23 protein-coding genes are annotated in these 17,875 nt (G+C 48.8%); 20 read left to right on the forward strand and 3 right to left on the reverse strand.

Annotated elements, in window-relative coordinates:
• Together HUX64_RS04570 and HUX64_RS04575 are read left to right on the forward strand one after the other, a co-directional pair.
• Positions 1 to 963 carry a hypothetical protein gene (locus HUX64_RS04570; protein ID WP_174625057.1) on the forward strand — a complete coding sequence of 321 codons (963 nt, stop codon included), beginning with the start codon at positions 1 to 3 and terminating at the stop codon, positions 961 to 963.
• Between the two features lie 241 nt (positions 964 to 1,204).
• Positions 1,205 to 1,423, forward strand: a complete 219-nt coding sequence (locus tag HUX64_RS04575) for a Nif11-like leader peptide family natural product precursor (RefSeq protein ID WP_174625058.1) — start codon at positions 1,205 to 1,207, stop codon at positions 1,421 to 1,423.
• Between the two features lie 190 nt (positions 1,424 to 1,613).
• Here the strand turns inward: HUX64_RS04575 and HUX64_RS04580 are convergent, their stop codons facing one another.
• Entirely contained in the window at positions 1,614 to 2,378 is a 765-nt protein-coding gene (locus HUX64_RS04580; RefSeq protein ID WP_174625059.1) for an exodeoxyribonuclease III, read from the reverse strand.
• Positions 2,379 to 3,142: 764 nt separating this feature from the next.
• Between HUX64_RS04580 and HUX64_RS04585 the strand changes: the two genes are divergently transcribed.
• Positions 3,143 to 4,279 carry a trypsin-like serine peptidase gene (locus HUX64_RS04585; protein ID WP_174625060.1) on the forward strand — a complete coding sequence of 379 codons (1,137 nt, stop codon included), beginning with the start codon at positions 3,143 to 3,145 and terminating at the stop codon, positions 4,277 to 4,279.
• 76 nt (positions 4,280 to 4,355) lie between these two features.
• Here HUX64_RS04585 and HUX64_RS04590 read toward each other — a convergent pair whose 3' ends face one another.
• Positions 4,356 to 4,679 (reverse strand): hypothetical protein, encoded by a 324-nt coding sequence (locus HUX64_RS04590; protein ID WP_174625061.1) that lies wholly within the window; start codon positions 4,677 to 4,679, stop codon positions 4,356 to 4,358.
• A gap of 116 nt (positions 4,680 to 4,795) precedes the next feature.
• Here HUX64_RS04590 and HUX64_RS19560 point away from each other — a divergent pair, with 116 nt between their 5' ends.
• The 13 genes from HUX64_RS19560 (at position 4,796) to HUX64_RS04650 (ending at position 13,093) form a co-directional block, all read left to right on the forward strand.
• Complete coding sequence (locus HUX64_RS19560) at positions 4,796 to 5,341, forward strand: phenylacetate--CoA ligase family protein (protein WP_246246895.1); 546 nt, start codon at positions 4,796 to 4,798, stop codon at positions 5,339 to 5,341.
• Between the two features lie 109 nt (positions 5,342 to 5,450).
• On the forward strand, positions 5,451 to 5,672 hold the full coding sequence (locus HUX64_RS19565) for a hypothetical protein (protein ID WP_246246896.1): 222 nt from the start codon (positions 5,451 to 5,453) through the stop codon (positions 5,670 to 5,672).
• 283 nt (positions 5,673 to 5,955) lie between these two features.
• Positions 5,956 to 7,383: a nitrogenase iron-molybdenum cofactor biosynthesis protein NifE gene (gene nifE / locus HUX64_RS04600; RefSeq protein WP_174625078.1), complete on the forward strand. Its 1,428-nt coding sequence runs from the start codon at positions 5,956 to 5,958 to the stop codon at positions 7,381 to 7,383.
• Positions 7,383 to 8,780, forward strand: a complete 1,398-nt coding sequence (gene nifN / locus HUX64_RS04605) for a nitrogenase iron-molybdenum cofactor biosynthesis protein NifN (protein WP_174625062.1) — start codon at positions 7,383 to 7,385, stop codon at positions 8,778 to 8,780. The genes nifE and nifN overlap by 1 nt, the downstream gene beginning before the upstream one ends.
• Positions 8,771 to 9,256, forward strand: coding sequence for a nitrogen fixation protein NifX (gene nifX, locus HUX64_RS04610; RefSeq protein ID WP_246246897.1), 486 nt, complete (start codon positions 8,771 to 8,773; stop codon positions 9,254 to 9,256). Before nifN ends, nifX begins: the two co-directional genes overlap by 10 nt.
• Before the next feature lie 70 nt (positions 9,257 to 9,326).
• Positions 9,327 to 9,800, forward strand: a complete 474-nt coding sequence (locus HUX64_RS04615; protein WP_174625063.1) for a NifX-associated nitrogen fixation protein — start codon at positions 9,327 to 9,329, stop codon at positions 9,798 to 9,800.
• 11 nt (positions 9,801 to 9,811) lie between these two features.
• On the forward strand, positions 9,812 to 10,027 hold the full coding sequence (locus HUX64_RS04620) for a CCE_0567 family metalloprotein (protein ID WP_174625064.1): 216 nt from the start codon (positions 9,812 to 9,814) through the stop codon (positions 10,025 to 10,027).
• Between the two features lie 13 nt (positions 10,028 to 10,040).
• Entirely contained in the window at positions 10,041 to 10,358 is a 318-nt protein-coding gene (fdxB, locus tag HUX64_RS04625) for a ferredoxin III, nif-specific (protein ID WP_174625065.1), read from the forward strand.
• Positions 10,359 to 10,377: 19 nt separating this feature from the next.
• Positions 10,378 to 10,701: a (2Fe-2S) ferredoxin domain-containing protein gene (locus HUX64_RS04630; RefSeq protein WP_174625066.1), complete on the forward strand. Its 324-nt coding sequence runs from the start codon at positions 10,378 to 10,380 to the stop codon at positions 10,699 to 10,701.
• Between the two features lie 14 nt (positions 10,702 to 10,715).
• Positions 10,716 to 11,093 (forward strand): hypothetical protein, encoded by a 378-nt coding sequence (locus tag HUX64_RS04635; protein WP_174625067.1) that lies wholly within the window; start codon positions 10,716 to 10,718, stop codon positions 11,091 to 11,093.
• Positions 11,094 to 11,179: 86 nt separating this feature from the next.
• On the forward strand, positions 11,180 to 11,749 hold the full coding sequence (locus HUX64_RS04640) for a hypothetical protein (protein WP_174625068.1): 570 nt from the start codon (positions 11,180 to 11,182) through the stop codon (positions 11,747 to 11,749).
• Between the two features lie 323 nt (positions 11,750 to 12,072).
• Positions 12,073 to 12,405 carry a rhodanese-like domain-containing protein gene (locus HUX64_RS04645; RefSeq protein ID WP_174625069.1) on the forward strand — a complete coding sequence of 111 codons (333 nt, stop codon included), beginning with the start codon at positions 12,073 to 12,075 and terminating at the stop codon, positions 12,403 to 12,405.
• On the forward strand, positions 12,386 to 13,093 hold the full coding sequence (locus HUX64_RS04650) for a dinitrogenase iron-molybdenum cofactor biosynthesis protein (RefSeq protein ID WP_174625070.1): 708 nt from the start codon (positions 12,386 to 12,388) through the stop codon (positions 13,091 to 13,093). Before HUX64_RS04645 ends, HUX64_RS04650 begins: the two co-directional genes overlap by 20 nt.
• A 252-nt stretch (positions 13,094 to 13,345) precedes the next feature.
• Here HUX64_RS04650 and HUX64_RS04655 read toward each other — a convergent pair whose 3' ends face one another.
• Complete coding sequence (locus HUX64_RS04655; protein WP_174625071.1) at positions 13,346 to 13,540, reverse strand: hypothetical protein; 195 nt, start codon at positions 13,538 to 13,540, stop codon at positions 13,346 to 13,348.
• A 564-nt stretch (positions 13,541 to 14,104) separates the two neighbouring features.
• Here HUX64_RS04655 and HUX64_RS04660 point away from each other — a divergent pair.
• The 4 genes from HUX64_RS04660 to HUX64_RS04675 all read left to right on the forward strand — a co-directional run bounded on the left by HUX64_RS04660 (position 14,105) and on the right by HUX64_RS04675 (position 17,752).
• A complete protein-coding gene (locus HUX64_RS04660; protein WP_174625072.1) occupies positions 14,105 to 14,434 on the forward strand; it encodes a hypothetical protein in 330 nt (109 codons plus the stop codon).
• The gene (locus HUX64_RS04665; RefSeq protein ID WP_174625073.1) at positions 14,431 to 15,027 is read left to right on the forward strand and encodes a c-type cytochrome; all 597 of its coding nucleotides are present in this window, start codon (positions 14,431 to 14,433) and stop codon (positions 15,025 to 15,027) included. Before HUX64_RS04660 ends, HUX64_RS04665 begins: the two co-directional genes overlap by 4 nt.
• A gap of 2 nt (positions 15,028 to 15,029) precedes the next feature.
• Positions 15,030 to 16,547, forward strand: coding sequence for a cbb3-type cytochrome c oxidase subunit I (locus HUX64_RS04670; RefSeq protein ID WP_174625074.1), 1,518 nt, complete (start codon positions 15,030 to 15,032; stop codon positions 16,545 to 16,547).
• Between the two features lie 188 nt (positions 16,548 to 16,735).
• The gene (locus HUX64_RS04675) at positions 16,736 to 17,752 is read left to right on the forward strand and encodes a Gfo/Idh/MocA family protein (protein ID WP_174625075.1); all 1,017 of its coding nucleotides are present in this window, start codon (positions 16,736 to 16,738) and stop codon (positions 17,750 to 17,752) included.
• Positions 17,753 to 17,875 lie beyond the last annotated feature (123 nt).

Consider the following 17,875-nt stretch of genomic DNA (forward strand, 5'->3'; position numbering starts at 1 on the left):
ATGGCGGATCAACCTTTTCAACTTGATGGGCAACAGCTTGCAAAAATATGCAAGCGCACTTTGCCCGGCCGGAATGACGACACTTTATTATCAAGGCTGCAATCGCTCAACCCCGATTATCCTGTTCGGGTGGCCAAAACGGGAGAAGAATGGTATCGACTGGGCGGCATTGTCGATATGGCTGGCAACCGTATCGCTAATGATTTGATCGAATGGACGGAAAGAACCTATATCGAATGCGGCAAAAACCTGCAAACCCTGATTGATCATGCACGGGAACAAAAGCTGATTGCCACGCGGCAAACCGGCAACACCCTGCATTTTGTGATTCAAACGGGCTGTAAAGCAGAGCAGTTCATACAGATCGACATCGATAAAACCCGTGAAATGTCGGATCGCTTACTGGTCGGTGAACATAATCCGCCCGAAGATCTGGAAGAGTTTATTGATCCCCTGATCCCGGAATCTATGGAAACATTCTGTATCGGAGCCGCACGTTATTCGTATCGGCGTAAAACTGACGTGGCGATTTTCATGGATGAAATCAATAAATACCATCTCGAAGAACATCCGGTACAACGTTTTATAGATGACTGGAACCGAAGCAGTGCTCTGCAAAAAGCTGTACTTTCCGATGACTGGATAGTGCGCCCTTTCCGGCATACCGGCCGCTTCGGAGAACAACAAATTAACATTGAAATTATCAATACCCAGCAAAAAAACATGCCGCAGATGGGAAATCTTAACGGCAAAAAAGGCGTCTCGCTGCATAACCTGTTAAGCCGTTTCGATCGTCAGGCAGGCTATCCCTTTGCCTGGTTTTTTTATATGGTGAAAGGCAAACTGGTTACGTCGCACAGCGGCGTAGCGGTTTTCAAGGATGTCAGCGGAGATTTTTCTTATTTACCGGAACGTGATATAGCGGTTCTTAAAGACTGGGTTAACTCACCTTATAGCGTTTAGCAATAATTACCAGCAAAGTCAAAGTATATTTTCTATTCCGTTATTTCGGCATGGAATCATGGCCTTCCGGCCTATGCCAATCCATTCTGACAGAGCGGTGCCCGAGTCGCAGGCTGCAAAGTAAATTCAGTATATCGACGGAGGTTGTATATCTTCTGATTTATTGTAGCGATTCTAACATCGGATTTTCATCAACTGCTTTGCAAGGCAAAGCTTATTTTTAAAAACAGGAGTAAACACAATGTCAATTGCACAAATTAAAGCCTTCTCTGAACACGCTAAAACAGATCCTGAACTGAAGGAAAAACTGTTAGCCGTACAAAAAGTCAGGGAACTGATCGCGCTGGGAAAAGAATATAACTTTGAACTGGATGAAGTCGAACTTTATCCGCCCAACGAACCGCAATTCGTCGAAGCGCAGCTTTCCGAAAGAATGGCCAAGGCTTTATTGAGGGTTTAAGATTTTGCAGATTCCGAGGTGCAAACCCCTACAGCTGAAGCACCGGATTGTTGGGCTTAGCACCTCACAACCAACCAACAAAATAAAACTCATTTTATTTAGTGATGCGGCGCAAGGAGCGGAAGAAAAACCCGGCATGATTATTCTGGGATAAGGGAGGATTAAATCGTCAGCATTCATTCAAATAGCCTTAAAGATCGATCTCGATGCCGACCGGACAATGATCCGATCCGGTAATGTCCGGCAGAATAAAGGCTCGCCTGACTTTGCCGGCCAGAACTTCGCTGGTCAACACATAATCGATCCGCCAACCGACATTTCTTGCCCTGGCGCCGGCGCGGAAACTCCACCAGCTGTAAGCGACGGTGTCCGGATGGCAATGCCGGAAAGTGTCGACCAGTCCGGCGTCGAGAAAACGGCTGAAGCCGTCGATTTCGACCTGGGTATAGCCGGCCGATTTATTGTAATTCGGCTTCGGGCGGGCGATATCGATTTCCCGGTGCGCGACATTGAAATCGCCGCAGGCAATGATCGGTTTTTTGCTTTGCAGCTGCCGGCAATAGGTCAGAAATTCAAGGTCCCAGGTCTGGCGGTAATCCAGCCGGGCCAATGCCTCGCCCGAATTCGGCACATAAACGTTGAGCAGGAAAAAATGTTCGAATTCGGCGACGATCACACGACCTTCCCGGTCGTGCTCGGCAATGCCGATATCACAGATAATTTGCAGCGGTTCTTTCCGGGATAAAATCGTGACGCCGGAATAACCCTTGCGTTCAGCACAGTTGGAATAAATCCGGTAACTATCGATGCCCTCGAGCGCCTTATCGATCTGATCGGTCTGGGCCTTGGTTTCCTGCAGCAGAATGCAGTCGGCATCAAGCAGGGCGAGCGTTTCGGCAAAGCCCTTGCTTTGCACAGCGCGAACGCCATTGACATTCCAGGAAATTATTTTCATGCAATGATTCCATCTGATAGGTTTGGGGTTGCGTCTTCAATAATGAAGAACGCTTGGGTGCTATTTTAGCCTTCTGTTTTATGACTAACCAGACGTTTCGTCTGGCCATTGATATGGCGTTTACGAGGGTGTAATTTCACTAATCACTAGAAGAGTTTGCTTTACAGTAGAATTGTAGAAGAAGATTTTAAGAAAAAACTTGCCTGTTTATTGATTAGAACGGCAATGTTGTTTTAGACGACCTGCGTGTGCTCCTTCATTTAAAGGCAAATTAGACTTGTTGTCAGGTAAACCCCACCTTTTTTAGATACAGCATCCTCTCTTGCTCTCATAAAGAAAATAAATCCTCCTTAAAGGCCAGCAAATCGGAGAAGAAATATCTCGTGCTTTATTATTTTGATAAACAATATTGTCTTAAAGTAGTGAAATAAAAGCGTAAAAATATGAAATATATCATATTTCTCTAGTGAATTATGCGCCAAACATTCTTCTCAAAAAAAGATAAATTATAGCCAGTTTCAATGTTTCACATTTGACCCTTTATCAATCGCACCACATTGGAACAAACTACCTAAGCTGATTATGTTTACTGTCCGCTTTGTATTAACCCTACGAGTGAAGTCAGGCGGGTTTATAGGGTAGAACTCATTCGTTAAGGTTCTAGTCTCGTGGCAATAAGCTGTAGATGACTCCGAAAGCCCGGAAATCTATCTAAATCTAGCGACAGGTTTGACGCTATATATTTTAATTATGAGGAACAAACCATGAAATTTAATAAAAATACAACCCTAACCTCTGCAATTGGAATCTCTCTATCTTTTTTGGTATTCACTTCAGACCTTTCATTTGCTGATGTTGAAGGCATTACCAGTGAAAAAAGCTCTCAAGTTGAGATGATACAGATGCCGAATCCAGAGGACTATGCTACTGCTAAAAGCGAGATGCCAATGGTAGATTCTCTTCCAGATTCTGCATTCGATAATAATGTGTTGCAAAGCGGATCAATGCAAGTGGTTAGCGGAGAGGGACACGAACCTCGAATAAAATATAGAGGCAAGGCGACAACTCTTTTTAATCCCATTCTATTTCCCCAGGATTCACAGGCTCAGGAGCAAGATTCCCAGGCTATACCGCAGGCAGCAGGAGGGAGCGGACTGCAATTCACTTCATCCAAAGTATTCCCCCAAGCCAGCGATACCGCCTACCCCCTCAGCACTACCGGCAAGATCTGGTTTACCATTAATGGTTTTTGGAAAGTCTGCTCCGGCAGCATGGTGAAGCCAGGAATCGTTGTTACTGCTGGCCATTGTGTACACTCCGGCAATAATGCCAGTAGTGGATGGTATTCCAACTTCCAATTCGCACCCGCCTATCGAAGCGGCAGTGCGCCCTATGGAATCTGGAGAAATTGGGCTTTCGCCAATACTACAGGCACTTGGTATAGTGGCGGCGGCAGCGTTCCAAATGATGCCGACTACGCCGTTATCGTTTTCAACAAGAATGCCTCAGGTAGGCGTATTGGTGACTATACCGGTTGGTTAGGTTGGCAATATCCATCCATGATCGGCCATCATATAACTACACTAGGTTATCCAAATAATTTAGATGGCGGTAGCGTCAACCATCGGGTGGACAGCAATGTCAATCAGGGCGGTGGCAATACAGGTGTATTTGGTTCTGATATGACAGGAGGGTCGAGCGGCGGCGCTATTGTGCTCAATCTACGGCAGGAATACACCGGGGTAGCCTCAGGTTGGGAGCATAATCCAAACCGGCTGGTATCTGTAGTGTCATACGGAGCCACCGATACCTCATTAATGAGGCAAGGCGGAAGCCAATTTGACAGCCGGTTTCAAACTTTACTGAACAATACCTGTTCAAGATATCCTTGGGCATGTTAATGCACACATAACCTATATTATAAAAAAGCCCGGTATAACCGGGCTTTTTTAACCTCTCGATCTCCTGCATTGAGGCCTATTTTTTCTGCATAGTCTTCTGCTGAGCCGGCGCTTCGGAATCATAGAGCTTCGCCGGCTTGCCTTTATACTTTACGCTCGGAGCCTGTCCCTCAATCCCTTTTCTTGTCGCCCTCGTAGGCGGCACATTATTATCATAAGCCGATGGCGGTACCGAATCCACTGTCGGCAATTCTCCTTTAGCATTTTTGTAGTCTTGCGCACTTGGCGCTAACGGAGGCACAGCCTTGGAATCAGGGTTATTTCTGATACCTTGGACATCGGCAAAAACATTAAAGGAAGCAAATAAAGAACCGATAAAAACCAGATAAAGCCTATTCATTTCACAACCCTCTTACTTAACAGTTATTGAACGATTTCCACGTTCTTGAACAGATAAAGCTTAAATGATCGTCTTTGGTTTATACCGAATATTATATTTTTTTACAAATATAAAAAATGGTTAAGCTGGGTGGACAGACTTTTTTTGCTCGCCATTTATCTATTATCACGACTCCATTTCCGCTGGACACGCTTCTGGCGGAGCACCAGTCCATCAATCCCGAAGATAAGGTTTTGGCCCTGTTTCAGCGTTACGCGGCGGAGGTTCCGGCCTATCGACAGTTTCTGGAAGCACGCGGCGTAAATCCTGCGGAGATTACTTCTTTTCAAGCATTTAAAGAGTTGCCGATGATGGGCAAGGCCGATTACATGCAGGCTCCGCTGCCGGAGCGCTGCCTGGACTGCAGTCTCAAAGGTTCTGACCGGGTGGCGGTGTGTTCCGGCTCTACCGGCAAACCTGCGTTCTGGCCGCGCTCCGCCTTGTATGAACTGGACATCGCTGTGCGTTTGGAGCAAATATTTTGCGACAGCTTCCGCGCTCATGAACGCAACACGCTGGCTGTGGTATGCTTTGCGTTAGGCAATTGGGTGGGCGGCCTGTATACGACATCCTGCTGCTGGCATCTGGCGCGCAAGGGTTATCCGCCTTTCGTCAGGATGTGACCGGTGCCGGCGCCACCGAGGGTATCGACTGGGCGAGCTGGGCCTGAATGAGGATAAGCACCCGCGTAGCCTGCCGTTTGTCTATGTATTCGGAAGGCCGGATTTTACCGTGTCCTATTACGGCGCGAATATTTATCCGGAGAACGTCGCTGTAGGTCTGGAACAGCCGGAGATCAGGGCCTGGGTGACCGGTAAGTTCGCGCGGGAAACCGAAGACGGCGACAACTGTCGGCATATTGTCGTGGAGCTGATGCCTGGCATTGACCCCAATAAAACAATGGTTCCGTTGATAGCCGCATCGATTCGCGCGACTGATCACAAAATCCGTTGAAAATCCCTCTGCCGGCTGACACGGAGATTATTCCTGTGAATGTCGATGCTCATGATGCCGGCTATTAATTCCCGCCCGGTTTAAACGAGACAATATGACTTACGCCCCGGTCTCTATGCCTGCTCAAGATTGCTCCAACAAGCCCGCTTGTTATATCCATCCCTCCGCTTTGTAGGCTTTCCTACAAACCCGTACCTAACAAATCCCAATAATTTCAATGCTATACGAAATGGCACAAGGCTTGCTATTAGTCAAGTTAAACAAAGCTATTGGTAAAGCCGCCATGAAATCAACCAAAGACATTGCCGAACTGCTGGACGAACCTGCCTGTGAGCATAACAAGAAGGAAAAGTCCGGTTGCGCCAAGCCCAAACCGGGGGCGGCGGCGGGCGGCTGTGCGTTTGACGGGGCGCAGATTGCCTTGCTGCCGATTGCCGATGTCGCGCATATCGTGCACGGACCTATTGCCTGTGCGGGGAGTTCCTGGGATAACCGCGGCACGCGTTCTTCCGGGGCGGATTTATACCGCATCGGCATGACCACTGACTTGACCGAGCAGGACATTATTATGGGGCGCTCGGAAAAACGCCTGTTCCACGCCATCAAACAGGCGATTGAGACTTACTCCCCGCCGGCGGTGTTTATTTACAACACCTGTGTTCCGGCTTTGGTGGGCGATGATATTGGCGCCGTATGCAAATCGGCGGAAGAGCGCTGGGGCGTTCCGGTCGTGCCGATCGACAGTGCCGGATTTTACGGCACTAAGAATCTGGGTAACCGGATTGCCGGTGATGCAATGGTCAAATATGTCATCGGTACGCGCGATCCTGATCCATTGCCTCTGAACACCGCACCTTCCGGCATTAAAGTCCATGACGTTAATCTGGTCGGCGAATACAACATTGCCGGTGAATTCTGGCATGTGCTGCCGCTGCTGGATGAACTGGGCTTGCGCGTGTTGTGCACCTTGTCGGGCGATGCGCGTTTCCGGGAAGTGCAGAGCATGCACAAGGCGGAAGTCAATATGATGGTGTGCTCGAAAGCGATGGTGAATGTCGCCCGCAAGCTGCAGCAGCAATACGGCACGCCCTGGTTTGAAGGCAGCTTTTACGGCATTACCGATACCAGCCAGGCGTTGAGAGATTTCGCCAAAGCACTTGACGATGCGGATTTAACAGCACGTACCGAGGCATTAATACAGCGTGAAGAAACCCGGATCAGAAAAGAACTGGAGCCGTGGAAAGTCCGTCTGAAAGGCAAACGGGTGTTGTTGTTTACTGGCGGCGTAAAAAGCTGGTCGGTGATTTCCGCCTTGCAGGATCTGGGCATGGTGGTGGTTGCCACCGGCACCAAGAAATCCACCGAAGAGGACAAGGCCAGAATACGTGAACTGATGGGCGAGGATACCGTAATGATTGACGATGGCAGCCCCAGGGCCTTACTGAAAATCGTCCATGATTACAAGGCGGATATTCTGATCGCCGGCGGCCGCAACATGTATACCGCGTTAAAAGCCAAGGTGCCATTCCTGGATATTAATCAGGAGCGCGAATTCGGTTATGAAGGTTATCAAGGCATGCTGGAACTGGTGCGCCAACTGGCGCTGACGATTGAAAGCCCGGTATGGAAGGCCGTTAGAGCGCCAGCGCCCTGGAAAAAACAGGAATGTTCTGGTGAGCAAAAAAGCCTGCAACGGGAGGAGGCTGCGTAATGGCCGACATTCTGAAAAGAAACAAGGCGCTATCGGTCAATCCGCTAAAAGCCAGCCAGCCGGTCGGCGGCTCACTGGCGACTCTGGGTTTTAATCGCGCGATGCCGATGCTGCACGGCTCGCAAGGCTGCACCGCATTTGCCAAGGTCTTTTTTGTACGCCATTTTAGAGAACCCATTCCCTTGCAAAGCACGGCAATGGATCAGGGCAGTTCGGTCATGGGGGCAGATGAAAATGTCCGCGAGGGCATTAGAACGATTGCCGAAAAATCCCGCCCGGCCCTGATTACCATATTGACTACGGGTCTGGCGGAGACCCAAGGCTGCGATGTGCAGCGGAATGTCAGGGAATTCAGGGAAGCAAACCCGGAATTTGCCGATGTTGCCGTCGTCGCGGTCAATACCCCCGATTTTAGCGGCAGTGTTGAAACCGGGTATGCGGCGACCCTCACCGAAATAATCCGCGCCCTGGTGCCGGATGCCAAGGACGCAGGGACCTGCCCTGGCAAACGCAAACGCCAGGTCAATGTCCTGGTCAGTTATATGCTGACGCCGGGTGACCTGGAAGCTCTGCGGGATATTTTCGAGCAGTTCCAGCTCAGGCCCGTTTTTGTACCCGATATTTCCGATTCGCTGGACGGCTGTCTCACTGATGAGGATTTCAGCCCGGTGACGACAGGCGGCACCTCGCTATCGGAAATGGCGACCTTGGGCGATGCCCTGGCGACCGTGGTTATCGGCCCATCTCTTATTAAAGCGGCGGAATTGCTGGAACAAAAAACCGGTGTGCCAAGCTATTTTCTCGATCATCTTTACGGCTTGAAAGCCAATGATGCGCTGATTTCTGTATTGGCTGAAATCAGCGGCCAAGATGTGCCTGAACGCCTTGAACGGCAACGCTCTCAATTGCAGGATGCGATGCTGGATACGCATTTTATGCTGGGCCAATTGCGGATCGCTATTGGCGCCGATGCGGATTTATTGGCTGCGTTTGTTGATCTGGTTCAGGAAATGGGCGCAGAAGTGGTCGCCGCCGTCACCTCCTGCAATGTGCCCTTGCTGGCGCGGATTCCTGTCGCCAATATCAAAATTGGCGATCTTGAAGACCTGGAGCACATCGGCAAGGTCAATAAGGCGCAGCTGGTTATTGGCAATTCCCATGCTGTTGATACCGCTGAAAGACTGGGCACGCCAATTTTAAGAGCGGGTTTTCCGCTATACGACATTATCGGCGGCTACCAGCTTACCTGGATCGGTTACCGCGGAACGCGGCAAACGCTGTTTGATTTGGCCAACCTGGTCATCAATTACTCACATGAAGAAATTCCGGTCTACCGCTCGGTATATGCGCAAAAGCCCGCCAGCGAAATAACCGACTACCCGCTGTCATGCCATTAACAAGACGCTTGGCACTCGTGCAGGGCACTGATGAGAAAAAGTTTATGGAAACTGCATTAAAAATCGCATTTGCTACCACCGATATGGAAACAGTCAACCAGCATTTCGGTTCGGCCAAATCCTTCGCCGTCTATGCAGTGAATATGGGCGATGCGCAATTTCTGGAAGCCGCCCAGTTTGGGGAGCTTCGGGAAGACGGCAATGAAGACAAGCTGTCCGTCAAGATCGACTTGTTGGGCGGCTGTGCGGCGGTGTATTGTCAGGCCATAGGCGGTTCGGCCATTAATCAGCTGATCGCCAAAAACATACAGCCTGTCAAGGTCCATGAAGGCAGCAGGATTAAAGACTTAATCGCTGATCTGCAAAATGAAATTAAAGCCGGGCCGTCCAGTTGGCTGGCAAAAGCAATTAATCAGCATAAGAGTCCCGACCCGGAACGGTTTAATAAAATGGCCGATGAAGGCTGGGATGAATGACCTTTACAATGGCTCCCGGCCGAGCGCTCGGGACCACGCGAAACCATAATTATTTAACGGAGAAAACAATATGACCACCGCTACATTAGTCGTGCAGGAAGATGACGCCAATTTAAATTCCGATATTGTCAAGGATTACATTAAACAATTACGCGCAATCGATACTTACGATACCTATGCGGGCTGGCCGGAAGCAAAAATCATCGACCCCGTGGTATTGACCAGGGAACGTAAAAAAGACATTCCGGTAGTGGGTGATCCCGATGAAATTACGATAGCCCGCTTGAAAGCCTATTACAACTCATTGGCTACGTTGATTGAGAAAAAATCCGGTCTGATGGCGGCGCCTATCGTCTATCTTAGCCACGAAGGCTTTGGCCGGGCGTTGATCATGGTCGGAAAACTCATTGTGGTCGATAAAATATTGCGCGACACCCATCGTTTCGGCTTCTCAAGCCTTGAAGACCTGCGCGAAAAAAGCGACCTTGCCATCAAGAAGGCATTGGATTTAATTGAAAAATACCACGCCGCCGCTACTGATTGAGGAGAGTTGAAATGACTGCAGAAGAGTTAAGAAAACTGGAAAAGGACGTCAAAAAAACCAAACGCCTGGCCAGCGAACAGGCCATGGAACTGCATGACCTGATTGAAGACCGCCTGCCTGATGCTTATGGTGAACTGATGGCTATTGCGGAGGCCACTTATAATACCTGCAAGGCCTGGGATGAAGCCAGTAAAAAACTGCTTGCAGCGCAAACTGAAGCGGCCTGAGCAGGAGAAAGTCATGTCTGAATTTGTAACCGGCGTTACCTTTGGCGGCGCGGTATGGACGCCTGCTTATGTAGCTGACATCAATCAGAAAACCTGCATAGGTTGCGGGCGCTGCTTTAAGGTTTGCCCACGTGATGTGTTCGATCTGGTGGAAAAAGCCGATGCGCTTGATCCGGAGGACTTTGATGATGATTATGGCGATTTTGAAGACGATGATGACAACAGCATGGTCATGAGCATAAAAAACAGCCTTGACTGTATCGGTTGCGAAGCCTGCTCGAAAGTTTGCCCGAAAGACTGCTTTACCCACGAACATAAACAAGCCGCCTGACTTTTAAAAGGATCACGATATGCCCAGACCTGAAAAACATGTTTTCGTCTGTACTCAAAACCGGCCGCAAGGCCACCCCAGAGGTTCCTGCGCCAGTACGGGCTGCGCCGAAATCATGAATGAATTCATGAATGAAATCCAGGCCCGGAATCTGTTTGAAAAAATAGCCCTGACCAATACCGGCTGCATGGGTCCGTGCATGATGGGGCCCAGCGTTTTGGTTTATCCGGAAGGAGTCATGTACGGCAAGCTGAAAAAAGACGATGTAATTACCATCATCGAACAGCATCTGCTCGGCGGCGAGCCGGTTGCCGATCTGATGGTGCCGGCAGAGATCTGGTAGTCCCGGGTCATTTTATGGTTTTGTCCGAGCAGATCAAAAGCAACCGTAATCTGGGCGTATCCATTTGCCGGCGATTGAATGAAGAAATAGATAAGCTGGGTTTTGCTATAGCCGAAATCAAACACTATCCGAATTACGATCATGCCAGTTTTGAGCTCATCAAAGATCCTTATACCGGAGCGCATAATTTAACGTGTTATTGGTATGATGAATTTAAAAAACAGCGTATCGGCAGACTTCAGTTTAATAGCGACGGCACCTTTTATGCGGAATACGATGTGATTAAAACCCATCCGGGCAAATCAAAATGGTTTGTTGAAGGCGTTATTGCCTGGGGTAAAGCCGAAAACATTAAAGCTGAAGCCAAGTTATTATCAATGCCCACAGGCTGATAGGGAAAAACCGGCTAATTTATGAGCTGTTTCCGGATTATGTCAACACAGACTGATCTACATTTTACCAAATAGGAGAAAAAACAATGCTGCTCGAGACCTATCAGACCAAAGGATTATTAACAGTGACGTTGGTCAATGGCCAAACCGGCGATGCCGGAGTTTATGCATACCGCGGCGATCTGGTTATAAAAGAAGGCGCTCTGCGCGAAGGCTCAACAACAGACCGTAAACCTCCGGAAGCGCTGTTGATTCATTCGGCCTTGATTGTTGAAAACGACATGATCAAATTTATCAACGGGCTATTGCCTACCCTCGATTTACTGCCTGTTTTGGTTGATAAATATAAAAACGATATAGCCCCTGACTGCATTGCCTTGATTTATGTAGAAAATATCGCTAAAGGAATGCAGGTTGAACTGGAAGGCGTCAGCTATCACTTGCTGCCTTTCAAGCAAGGCCTGGTATGGAATGAACTGCTTGAAGAAGTGTATATTGAAAAAAGCGAGCTGAAAAATCAATCGGGTGAAGATAAGGTCGCCGTCGCTTATGCAGCAGCCAAATCGTACAAGCCGAAAATGCCGCTTGTATCCTTTGCAGAAGCGGAAGAAAACACCATTGTGGTGATTAAAGAAGCCGCAGTGGGTGCAATTTAAATATTGGCATTATTAGTGCTGTATAATTTATAAACTTAACTGCTTTTGATTTGTTCCTCTCTAATACGTGGTCCCTTTGGCGTCCTGTTTTCTCGTACGGGGCGCTTTTTTTTGCCGATGATCTCTGCTGACCCGTAAAAATAAAGGCGACTGAAGATAGTGGCAAATGCTTTGCTTGTTAATCCATAGTCGTATTAACTCCAGGAACTGGCAACGTGAAAAGTCTGATAACTACATTTACAGCAACAAACTCTACTTTATTGTCGGTTTTGCTACAACCTTCGCATCCTTTTGAGGAATGACTTTCTGTCATTAACACTGCCATGAACTACAAAACCATCTCCATTACCGAGTCTGAAAAACTGATTAAAGAATCGAAGCCTCTGATCCTGGACTGCAGGGAGCTGAAAGATTACAGGGCGGGCCATCTGGAAGACGCCCTGCATGTCCATGAAGGCTTGAAAGAGTCACTGCTTAAACGCGGCGACAAGCAACGCAGTTTGTTGATTTACTGCTATTACGGGCATGCCAGCGAGCATCTTGCCGAATTTTTTAGCGATTTCGGCTTCAAGCATGTTTACAACCTGGAAGGCGGCTATTCCGCCTGGAAAGAACATCCTCATCAGGAGATTGAAAATGCAAGCACTGCCTCGTGAACTGGCCTTGCGCATCGCTCTGGCATCGCGCATCCTGCCCGGTATCGATATAGCCAGACTGGTGGAAATATTACATGAGCGGGTGGGCTCGCCTCTGGATGATGAAAAACTGAAAGCCATCACTGTCACCAATCTTAAAACCGGCATAGGCAGCCTGGATGGTGAAGAAGACGGCGAGGATATAGGCATCGGTCTTGCCAATATCAAACTGGCGGTGCGCTATCTGTGGGGTGACGAGGCGCAAGATGAAGATATCCCCGAGATTATGCCTTGTAAAGACGGCGACATGCCCGATTCCATCCGCGTCGCGATAGGCTCAAACAGCGGCGCGCTGATTAACGGGCATTTCGGTTCCTGCATACGTTTTCTAGTTTATCAGTTATCACAGCACGATTATCGACTGGTTGATATACGCTCAACTATTGAAGCCGACAGCAGCGATGATCGAAACCTGTTTCGTGCGAATCTGATTAAGGACTGTCATGTCATGTTCGTGCAGTCCATAGGCGGGCCGGCCGCAGCAAAAGTGATACGCGCCGATATCTACCCGATCAAGGTTCCAGAAGTGACCGAAGCGCAGGATAAATTGAAGGAATTTCAAAAGGTATTTGCCGCCCCGCCGCCGTGGTTTGCCAAAATACTGGGGCGTTCGGCTGAGGAACGGGTCAGGTTCAGTCATGATGACTGAGGGCCGTTAACATATCCGGCGTCAACAAAGTGACAGGAATTTGCAGGCGTGGAGGATGTACTTTACGCCTTGACGTATCAATCATCCCATCATGAGCGCTGCGCTTGACGGCGCATCCGTGCATTCCTGAACTAGCAGCCCAGCTTTATAGCAAGCTCGGATCTTTGATACGAAGGCGTATCAAAAAAAGCGCCTCCCGTTCAATGCGTCTTCCATTTTTTATAATAACTTCCCTGCGTATTCCATTCTAACTTATGAGTTCGCAATGCTTTCTTCGTAAAGCTCAATAGAATTTCTTTTAAGCTGCTGTTTATTTTCCACATTTAAGTCCGCATATCCCTCGATGAAGCCCATGATCCGGACAAGCTCTGCACTCCCCATCCGCGCAAGGGAAAGAAACGACTGTTGGCCAGATAAGGCCTTCAGGCCGAGGCCTGAAACCGGCAAGGCGATTTGATTAATTCTATTGACTGCTTTTGAAAAACTGATTTTGTACTAGAATGGAACGACCTTGTTCGATATCCTGATAAGGCAATGTGATGAAATTTAGTTTGTGTCTTGCATGCAGGTAAAGTTCAGGGGAAGTACTGTGAAAGTAAGGGGAAAACGCATGAATAAATAACAAAAACAAAAAAGTTGCTTACGCTTTAATGACTTATTTGAACCAAAGTTATGATGATCGTGAACGTTATGCCCGGTTTATCGGCAATATCCTACTGGATCTGTTCCGAATCGCGTCTTGGGAAGTACGAGATATCAAGCATTTATTTTACTCAGCAATGATTAGAAAAGCCTTAAATTCAGTTCTCGGGCGTAAACCGTATTAAGCTGTATACTGCTGGGAAACTTATCAAGTCTTTATGAATGCAAGTTAATTTTTACCCAATTGTTAATTTTTACCCAATTGGAGCCTTTTTACAGCGGCCTGGGCGGCCTGGAGCACGACCGGCATTTCTTGCCCTTATTCATTTTTGCGCAGTTTTTAATAAACCATACCGAAGTTAAGCCATTATGATCGAGCCCGTCGCTTTACAAGATTTTTTCATCACGTTTTTTTCAGCCGCTTTAATCATACTGGCAGGCGCAAGCTATGCATTACTGTTTGCCTGGTCCAAAGTGAATTCGCATTTTCGCATTAAAATTGCAGCTTTGGTTTCTTATGCCGTGCTGATACTCTCAGTCGCTGAATTAACAAGGGCGGCACATTTTCAAGGTTACTGGCTGATCATTTCGATGGCGATGGCGGTTGGCTATTTTTTTGCACCGATAGGTATCTGGCATCTGTGCGTTAAAACGCATGCTGACCAGGATTTAATTAAAACAAAAGGGGGCAGACGATGAATGAAACACCTTTGTGGGCTTCAGAATCATTCTGGAAAAAAATAGCAATCTGGGTAACAGCGGGATCATTCGTGATTCTGGTGATATTGACCATGGATTCATTAAGCAAAACCGGCGCAGGCAGTAAACGGGTGCCTGCTTACGCCGTCATCAACAAAAAAATCGATTATCAATTTAAGACAGCATTGCATAAATCCATGCCGGTTATTGGTGACAACGAGTTTTTATTCGGCAAGGAATACTCTGAAGAAGAAGCCCGGCAATTAGTCGATTTGGGCAAAAAAACCACACAAACCAAGAACTGCATGAATTGCCATACCATATTGGGCAATGGCGCTTATTATGCCCCTGATTTAACAAAAGCCTGGCTGGATCAGGGCTGGATTTCCGGCGAGATGCGCGAAAACATGATGGTGAAATTTTTAATGGATCCTGCCAACAACGCCCGTACTTTCGGCAGCAACCGGAAAATGCCAAATCTGGCCATTACCGAACAGGAAGCCAAAGGCATTATCGCCTTTCTCAAATGGATGTCGAGTATTGATACCAATGGCTTTCCTTATAATTTCAAAACCATCGAAGCGCAGGAGTGAGCATGAATACGAGCGACTTAAACGGGATCATTCCCAAATCGAACAGGCTGCTGGATAAAGCGCGCACTTACCTCGACGACTTCAAAGCCTGGGTGAACCTGGACAGCAGCAATCTGAGCACAGGGCAGCAACTGGCCGTTAAATACTTTACGGTTGCGGTTATATTGTTTTTTGCACAGCTTCTGTTCGGCATGTTGGCCGCGATACAGTTTATCTACCCTGGTTTTCTATACGAAATTCTCGATTTTAATGTCAATCGCATGGTGCATATCAACGCCATGATTGTCTGGATGCTGTATGGTTTCATCGGCTCCATTTACTGGCTGATCGAGGATGAAAGCGGCACCGGCATCGTCGGCTTGAAATGGGCCAATATCGCCTTCTGGGTACTGACCGGCGCCGTCACGCTGGTGGTGCTGGTGTATCTGTTCATCCAGATCGGCCCGGGCAAGGATTCCAGCCTCTGGTTTATCAATGAAGGCCGTGAGTATATCGAAGCGCCGCGCTGGGCCGACCTCGGCATTACCGCCGTGATGCTGGTGTTTTTCTACAACGTCGTAGCGACTTTCAGCAAGGGCCAATGGTCGGGCATCGGCGGGGTCCTGGTCCTGGATTTGATTGCGCTGGTGGGGCTATATCTGGCCGGCATGTTTTACATGACCAATATTACCCATGAGCAATACTGGTGGTGGTGGGTGATTCATTTATGGGTTGAAGCGACATGGGAAGTGCTGGTCGGCGTGATTATGGCCTGGTCGCTGATGAAGCTGCTGGGCGTCAGGCGCAAGATCGTGCAGACCTGGCTGTATATCGAGGTTGCGCTGATGTTCGGTTCCGGCATCCTGGGGCTGGGACATCATTACTTCTGGATCGGCATGCCCGAATACTGGCTATCGGTGGGCGGCTTTTTCTCTGCGCTGGAGCCGATTCCACTAGTGGCGATGGTGGTGCATGCCGTTTATGATGCCGGCGTGCATGCCTTCAAAACTGTCAATCATCCAGCCCTGGCCTGGGTCGTCGCCCATGCCTTCGGCAACTTTTTCGGCGCCGGCGTCTGGGGCTTCATGCATACATTGCCGCAAATCAATATGTATACGCATGGCACGCAGTGGTCCGCATCACATGGGCATCTGTCGTTCTTCGGCGCTTACGCCACCATCAACATCGCCTTCTTTTATCTGGCGATCCAGCAATGGCGCGGCGGCGTCTGGATGGCGGCCGGCGCTCACCATGCCTGGCGCTGGAAATGGGCTCTGGGCCTGTTAAATGCCGGTGTAGTCGGCATGACCATCGCGCTGCTGATCGCCGGATACGAGCAGTCGTTTATCGAGCGGGCTGTGGAAGGTTCAACCTGGGGCGGTTATTTTGCCGCGCAGAATGAGCCTTCCTTTCAGCGTGCCATGGGCTGGCGTCTGTTGTTCGGAGGTATAACCCTGGCCGGATTTATTCTGTTAGTCTGGGATTTATTAACGATAGGCAAGGGCGAAACACGAAAAATACCGACAATTAATCAAAGCTAAATAAGACCGGGCAAGGTGCCAGATTCTTTTCAAATTTTATAAAAGTTCAAATACTACTTAAAAAACTATTATATTACCCATACTTATAATAACTCGGCAGTTCTCGCCGTTGAGCTTAGGCTGGAAAAAATAGCCTGCTGCCAAATGCGGTGACATGAAATACGAGGCAATACGCAAAGGATTTAACTATGCATACCGAATCGACATTACGATGGGGCATCCTGGGCGCCGCGCGCGTCAATGAGCGCCTGCTTCCTGCCATCGTCGAGGCAGCCAATGCTAGACTGGTCGCGATTGCCAGTCGGCGCCCCGGCGCCGCTGCGCAAACTTTGGCGCAGTTCGCTCCGCATCAACAGAATGTACAGACTTATGACTGTCTTGAGGCGCTACTGGACGATCCCGGCGTTCAGGCCGTCTATGTGCCTCTTGCCAATCAGGAACATGCCGACTGGGTGTTGCGCGCCATTGAACGCGGTAAACATGTGCTATGCGAAAAACCGATGGCGCTGACCGTGGCAGATATCGAAGCCATCAAGTCTGCCGCCAGTGCCCATAAAGTGACGGTCATGGAAGGTTTTATGTATCGGTTCCATCCTCAACATGCGCGCGTTCAGGAATTGATTCGTTCGGGAACGATAGGCGAAGTCAGGTCAGTACGCGCCAGCTATTCATTCATGATGCGGCCGGCGCGACAGTATCGTCTGGTAAAAAGTGTCGAACTCGGCGGCGGCGCGATGTGGGATATCGGTTGTTATGCCATTCATTCAGCGCGGATGTTTTTTGAGCAAACCCCGGTAGCAGTGACAGCTATGGCCAAGTATGTAGAGAGCGGCGCGGATAGCGCCAGCAGCGGTATCATTGATTTTGGTGCAGGTCAATACGCCCATTTCGATTTCAGCTTTGAGCGTGCGCGGCGCAGTGAATACGAAATCACGGGTACCAAGGGCGGTATAAAATGCCACACTGTATGGCTGTTGCCGAATGATGTGCCGGTCATTTCATGGTGGACTGAAGAGGGCAGGCAGTGCGAAGAGCATCTGCCTGGGGCCAATCATTTCCGGCTTGAAATCGAGCATTTCAGTGAATGCGTGTTAACCGGCTCGAAACCGTTGCTTTCACTCGATGATGCGAAAGCCAATTGCCAACTCATTGTTGCTGCCCTGCAATCCGCTGCCCAAGGGCGAGTGGTCAACCTGGCTGACTAAGAAGCTGTTTGGAAATTCATCTTTTCGCCCATAAGGTATCAATTTTGATTATGAAATAAATAGTATGAGCACAAAAAACGGAAAAAACGTTACCCGAGTAATTTGAGTGAGGGGGCATGGCGG

The organism is Candidatus Methylobacter favarea (genome assembly GCF_902806695.1).
GTDB lineage: Bacteria > Pseudomonadota > Gammaproteobacteria > Methylococcales > Methylomonadaceae > Methylobacter_B > Methylobacter_B favarea.

Excerpts from the sequence above, each read along its gene's own strand:
- HUX64_RS04570 (WP_174625057.1), top strand. The coding sequence starts at position 1 with ATGGCGGATCAACCTTTTCAACTTGATGGGCAACAGCTTGCAAAAATA.
- HUX64_RS04575 (WP_174625058.1), top strand. The coding sequence starts at position 1,205 with ATGTCAATTGCACAAATTAAAGCCTTCTCTGAACACGCTAAAACAGAT.
- HUX64_RS04580 (WP_174625059.1), bottom strand. The coding sequence starts at position 2,378 with ATGAAAATAATTTCCTGGAATGTCAATGGCGTTCGCGCTGTGCAAAGC.
- HUX64_RS04585 (WP_174625060.1), top strand. The coding sequence starts at position 3,143 with ATGAAATTTAATAAAAATACAACCCTAACCTCTGCAATTGGAATCTCT.
- HUX64_RS04590 (WP_174625061.1), bottom strand. The coding sequence starts at position 4,679 with ATGAATAGGCTTTATCTGGTTTTTATCGGTTCTTTATTTGCTTCCTTT.
- HUX64_RS19560 (WP_246246895.1), top strand. The coding sequence starts at position 4,796 with ATGGTTAAGCTGGGTGGACAGACTTTTTTTGCTCGCCATTTATCTATT.
- nifE (WP_174625078.1), top strand. The coding sequence starts at position 5,956 with ATGAAATCAACCAAAGACATTGCCGAACTGCTGGACGAACCTGCCTGT.
- nifN (WP_174625062.1), top strand. The coding sequence starts at position 7,383 with ATGGCCGACATTCTGAAAAGAAACAAGGCGCTATCGGTCAATCCGCTA.
- nifX (WP_246246897.1), top strand. The coding sequence starts at position 8,771 with ATGCCATTAACAAGACGCTTGGCACTCGTGCAGGGCACTGATGAGAAA.
- HUX64_RS04615 (WP_174625063.1), top strand. The coding sequence starts at position 9,327 with ATGACCACCGCTACATTAGTCGTGCAGGAAGATGACGCCAATTTAAAT.
- HUX64_RS04620 (WP_174625064.1), top strand. The coding sequence starts at position 9,812 with ATGACTGCAGAAGAGTTAAGAAAACTGGAAAAGGACGTCAAAAAAACC.
- fdxB (WP_174625065.1), top strand. The coding sequence starts at position 10,041 with ATGTCTGAATTTGTAACCGGCGTTACCTTTGGCGGCGCGGTATGGACG.
- HUX64_RS04630 (WP_174625066.1), top strand. The coding sequence starts at position 10,378 with ATGCCCAGACCTGAAAAACATGTTTTCGTCTGTACTCAAAACCGGCCG.
- HUX64_RS04635 (WP_174625067.1), top strand. The coding sequence starts at position 10,716 with ATGGTTTTGTCCGAGCAGATCAAAAGCAACCGTAATCTGGGCGTATCC.
- HUX64_RS04640 (WP_174625068.1), top strand. The coding sequence starts at position 11,180 with ATGCTGCTCGAGACCTATCAGACCAAAGGATTATTAACAGTGACGTTG.
- HUX64_RS04645 (WP_174625069.1), top strand. The coding sequence starts at position 12,073 with ATGAACTACAAAACCATCTCCATTACCGAGTCTGAAAAACTGATTAAA.
- HUX64_RS04650 (WP_174625070.1), top strand. The coding sequence starts at position 12,386 with ATGCAAGCACTGCCTCGTGAACTGGCCTTGCGCATCGCTCTGGCATCG.
- HUX64_RS04660 (WP_174625072.1), top strand. The coding sequence starts at position 14,105 with ATGATCGAGCCCGTCGCTTTACAAGATTTTTTCATCACGTTTTTTTCA.
- HUX64_RS04665 (WP_174625073.1), top strand. The coding sequence starts at position 14,431 with ATGAATGAAACACCTTTGTGGGCTTCAGAATCATTCTGGAAAAAAATA.
- HUX64_RS04670 (WP_174625074.1), top strand. The coding sequence starts at position 15,030 with ATGAATACGAGCGACTTAAACGGGATCATTCCCAAATCGAACAGGCTG.
- HUX64_RS04675 (WP_174625075.1), top strand. The coding sequence starts at position 16,736 with ATGCATACCGAATCGACATTACGATGGGGCATCCTGGGCGCCGCGCGC.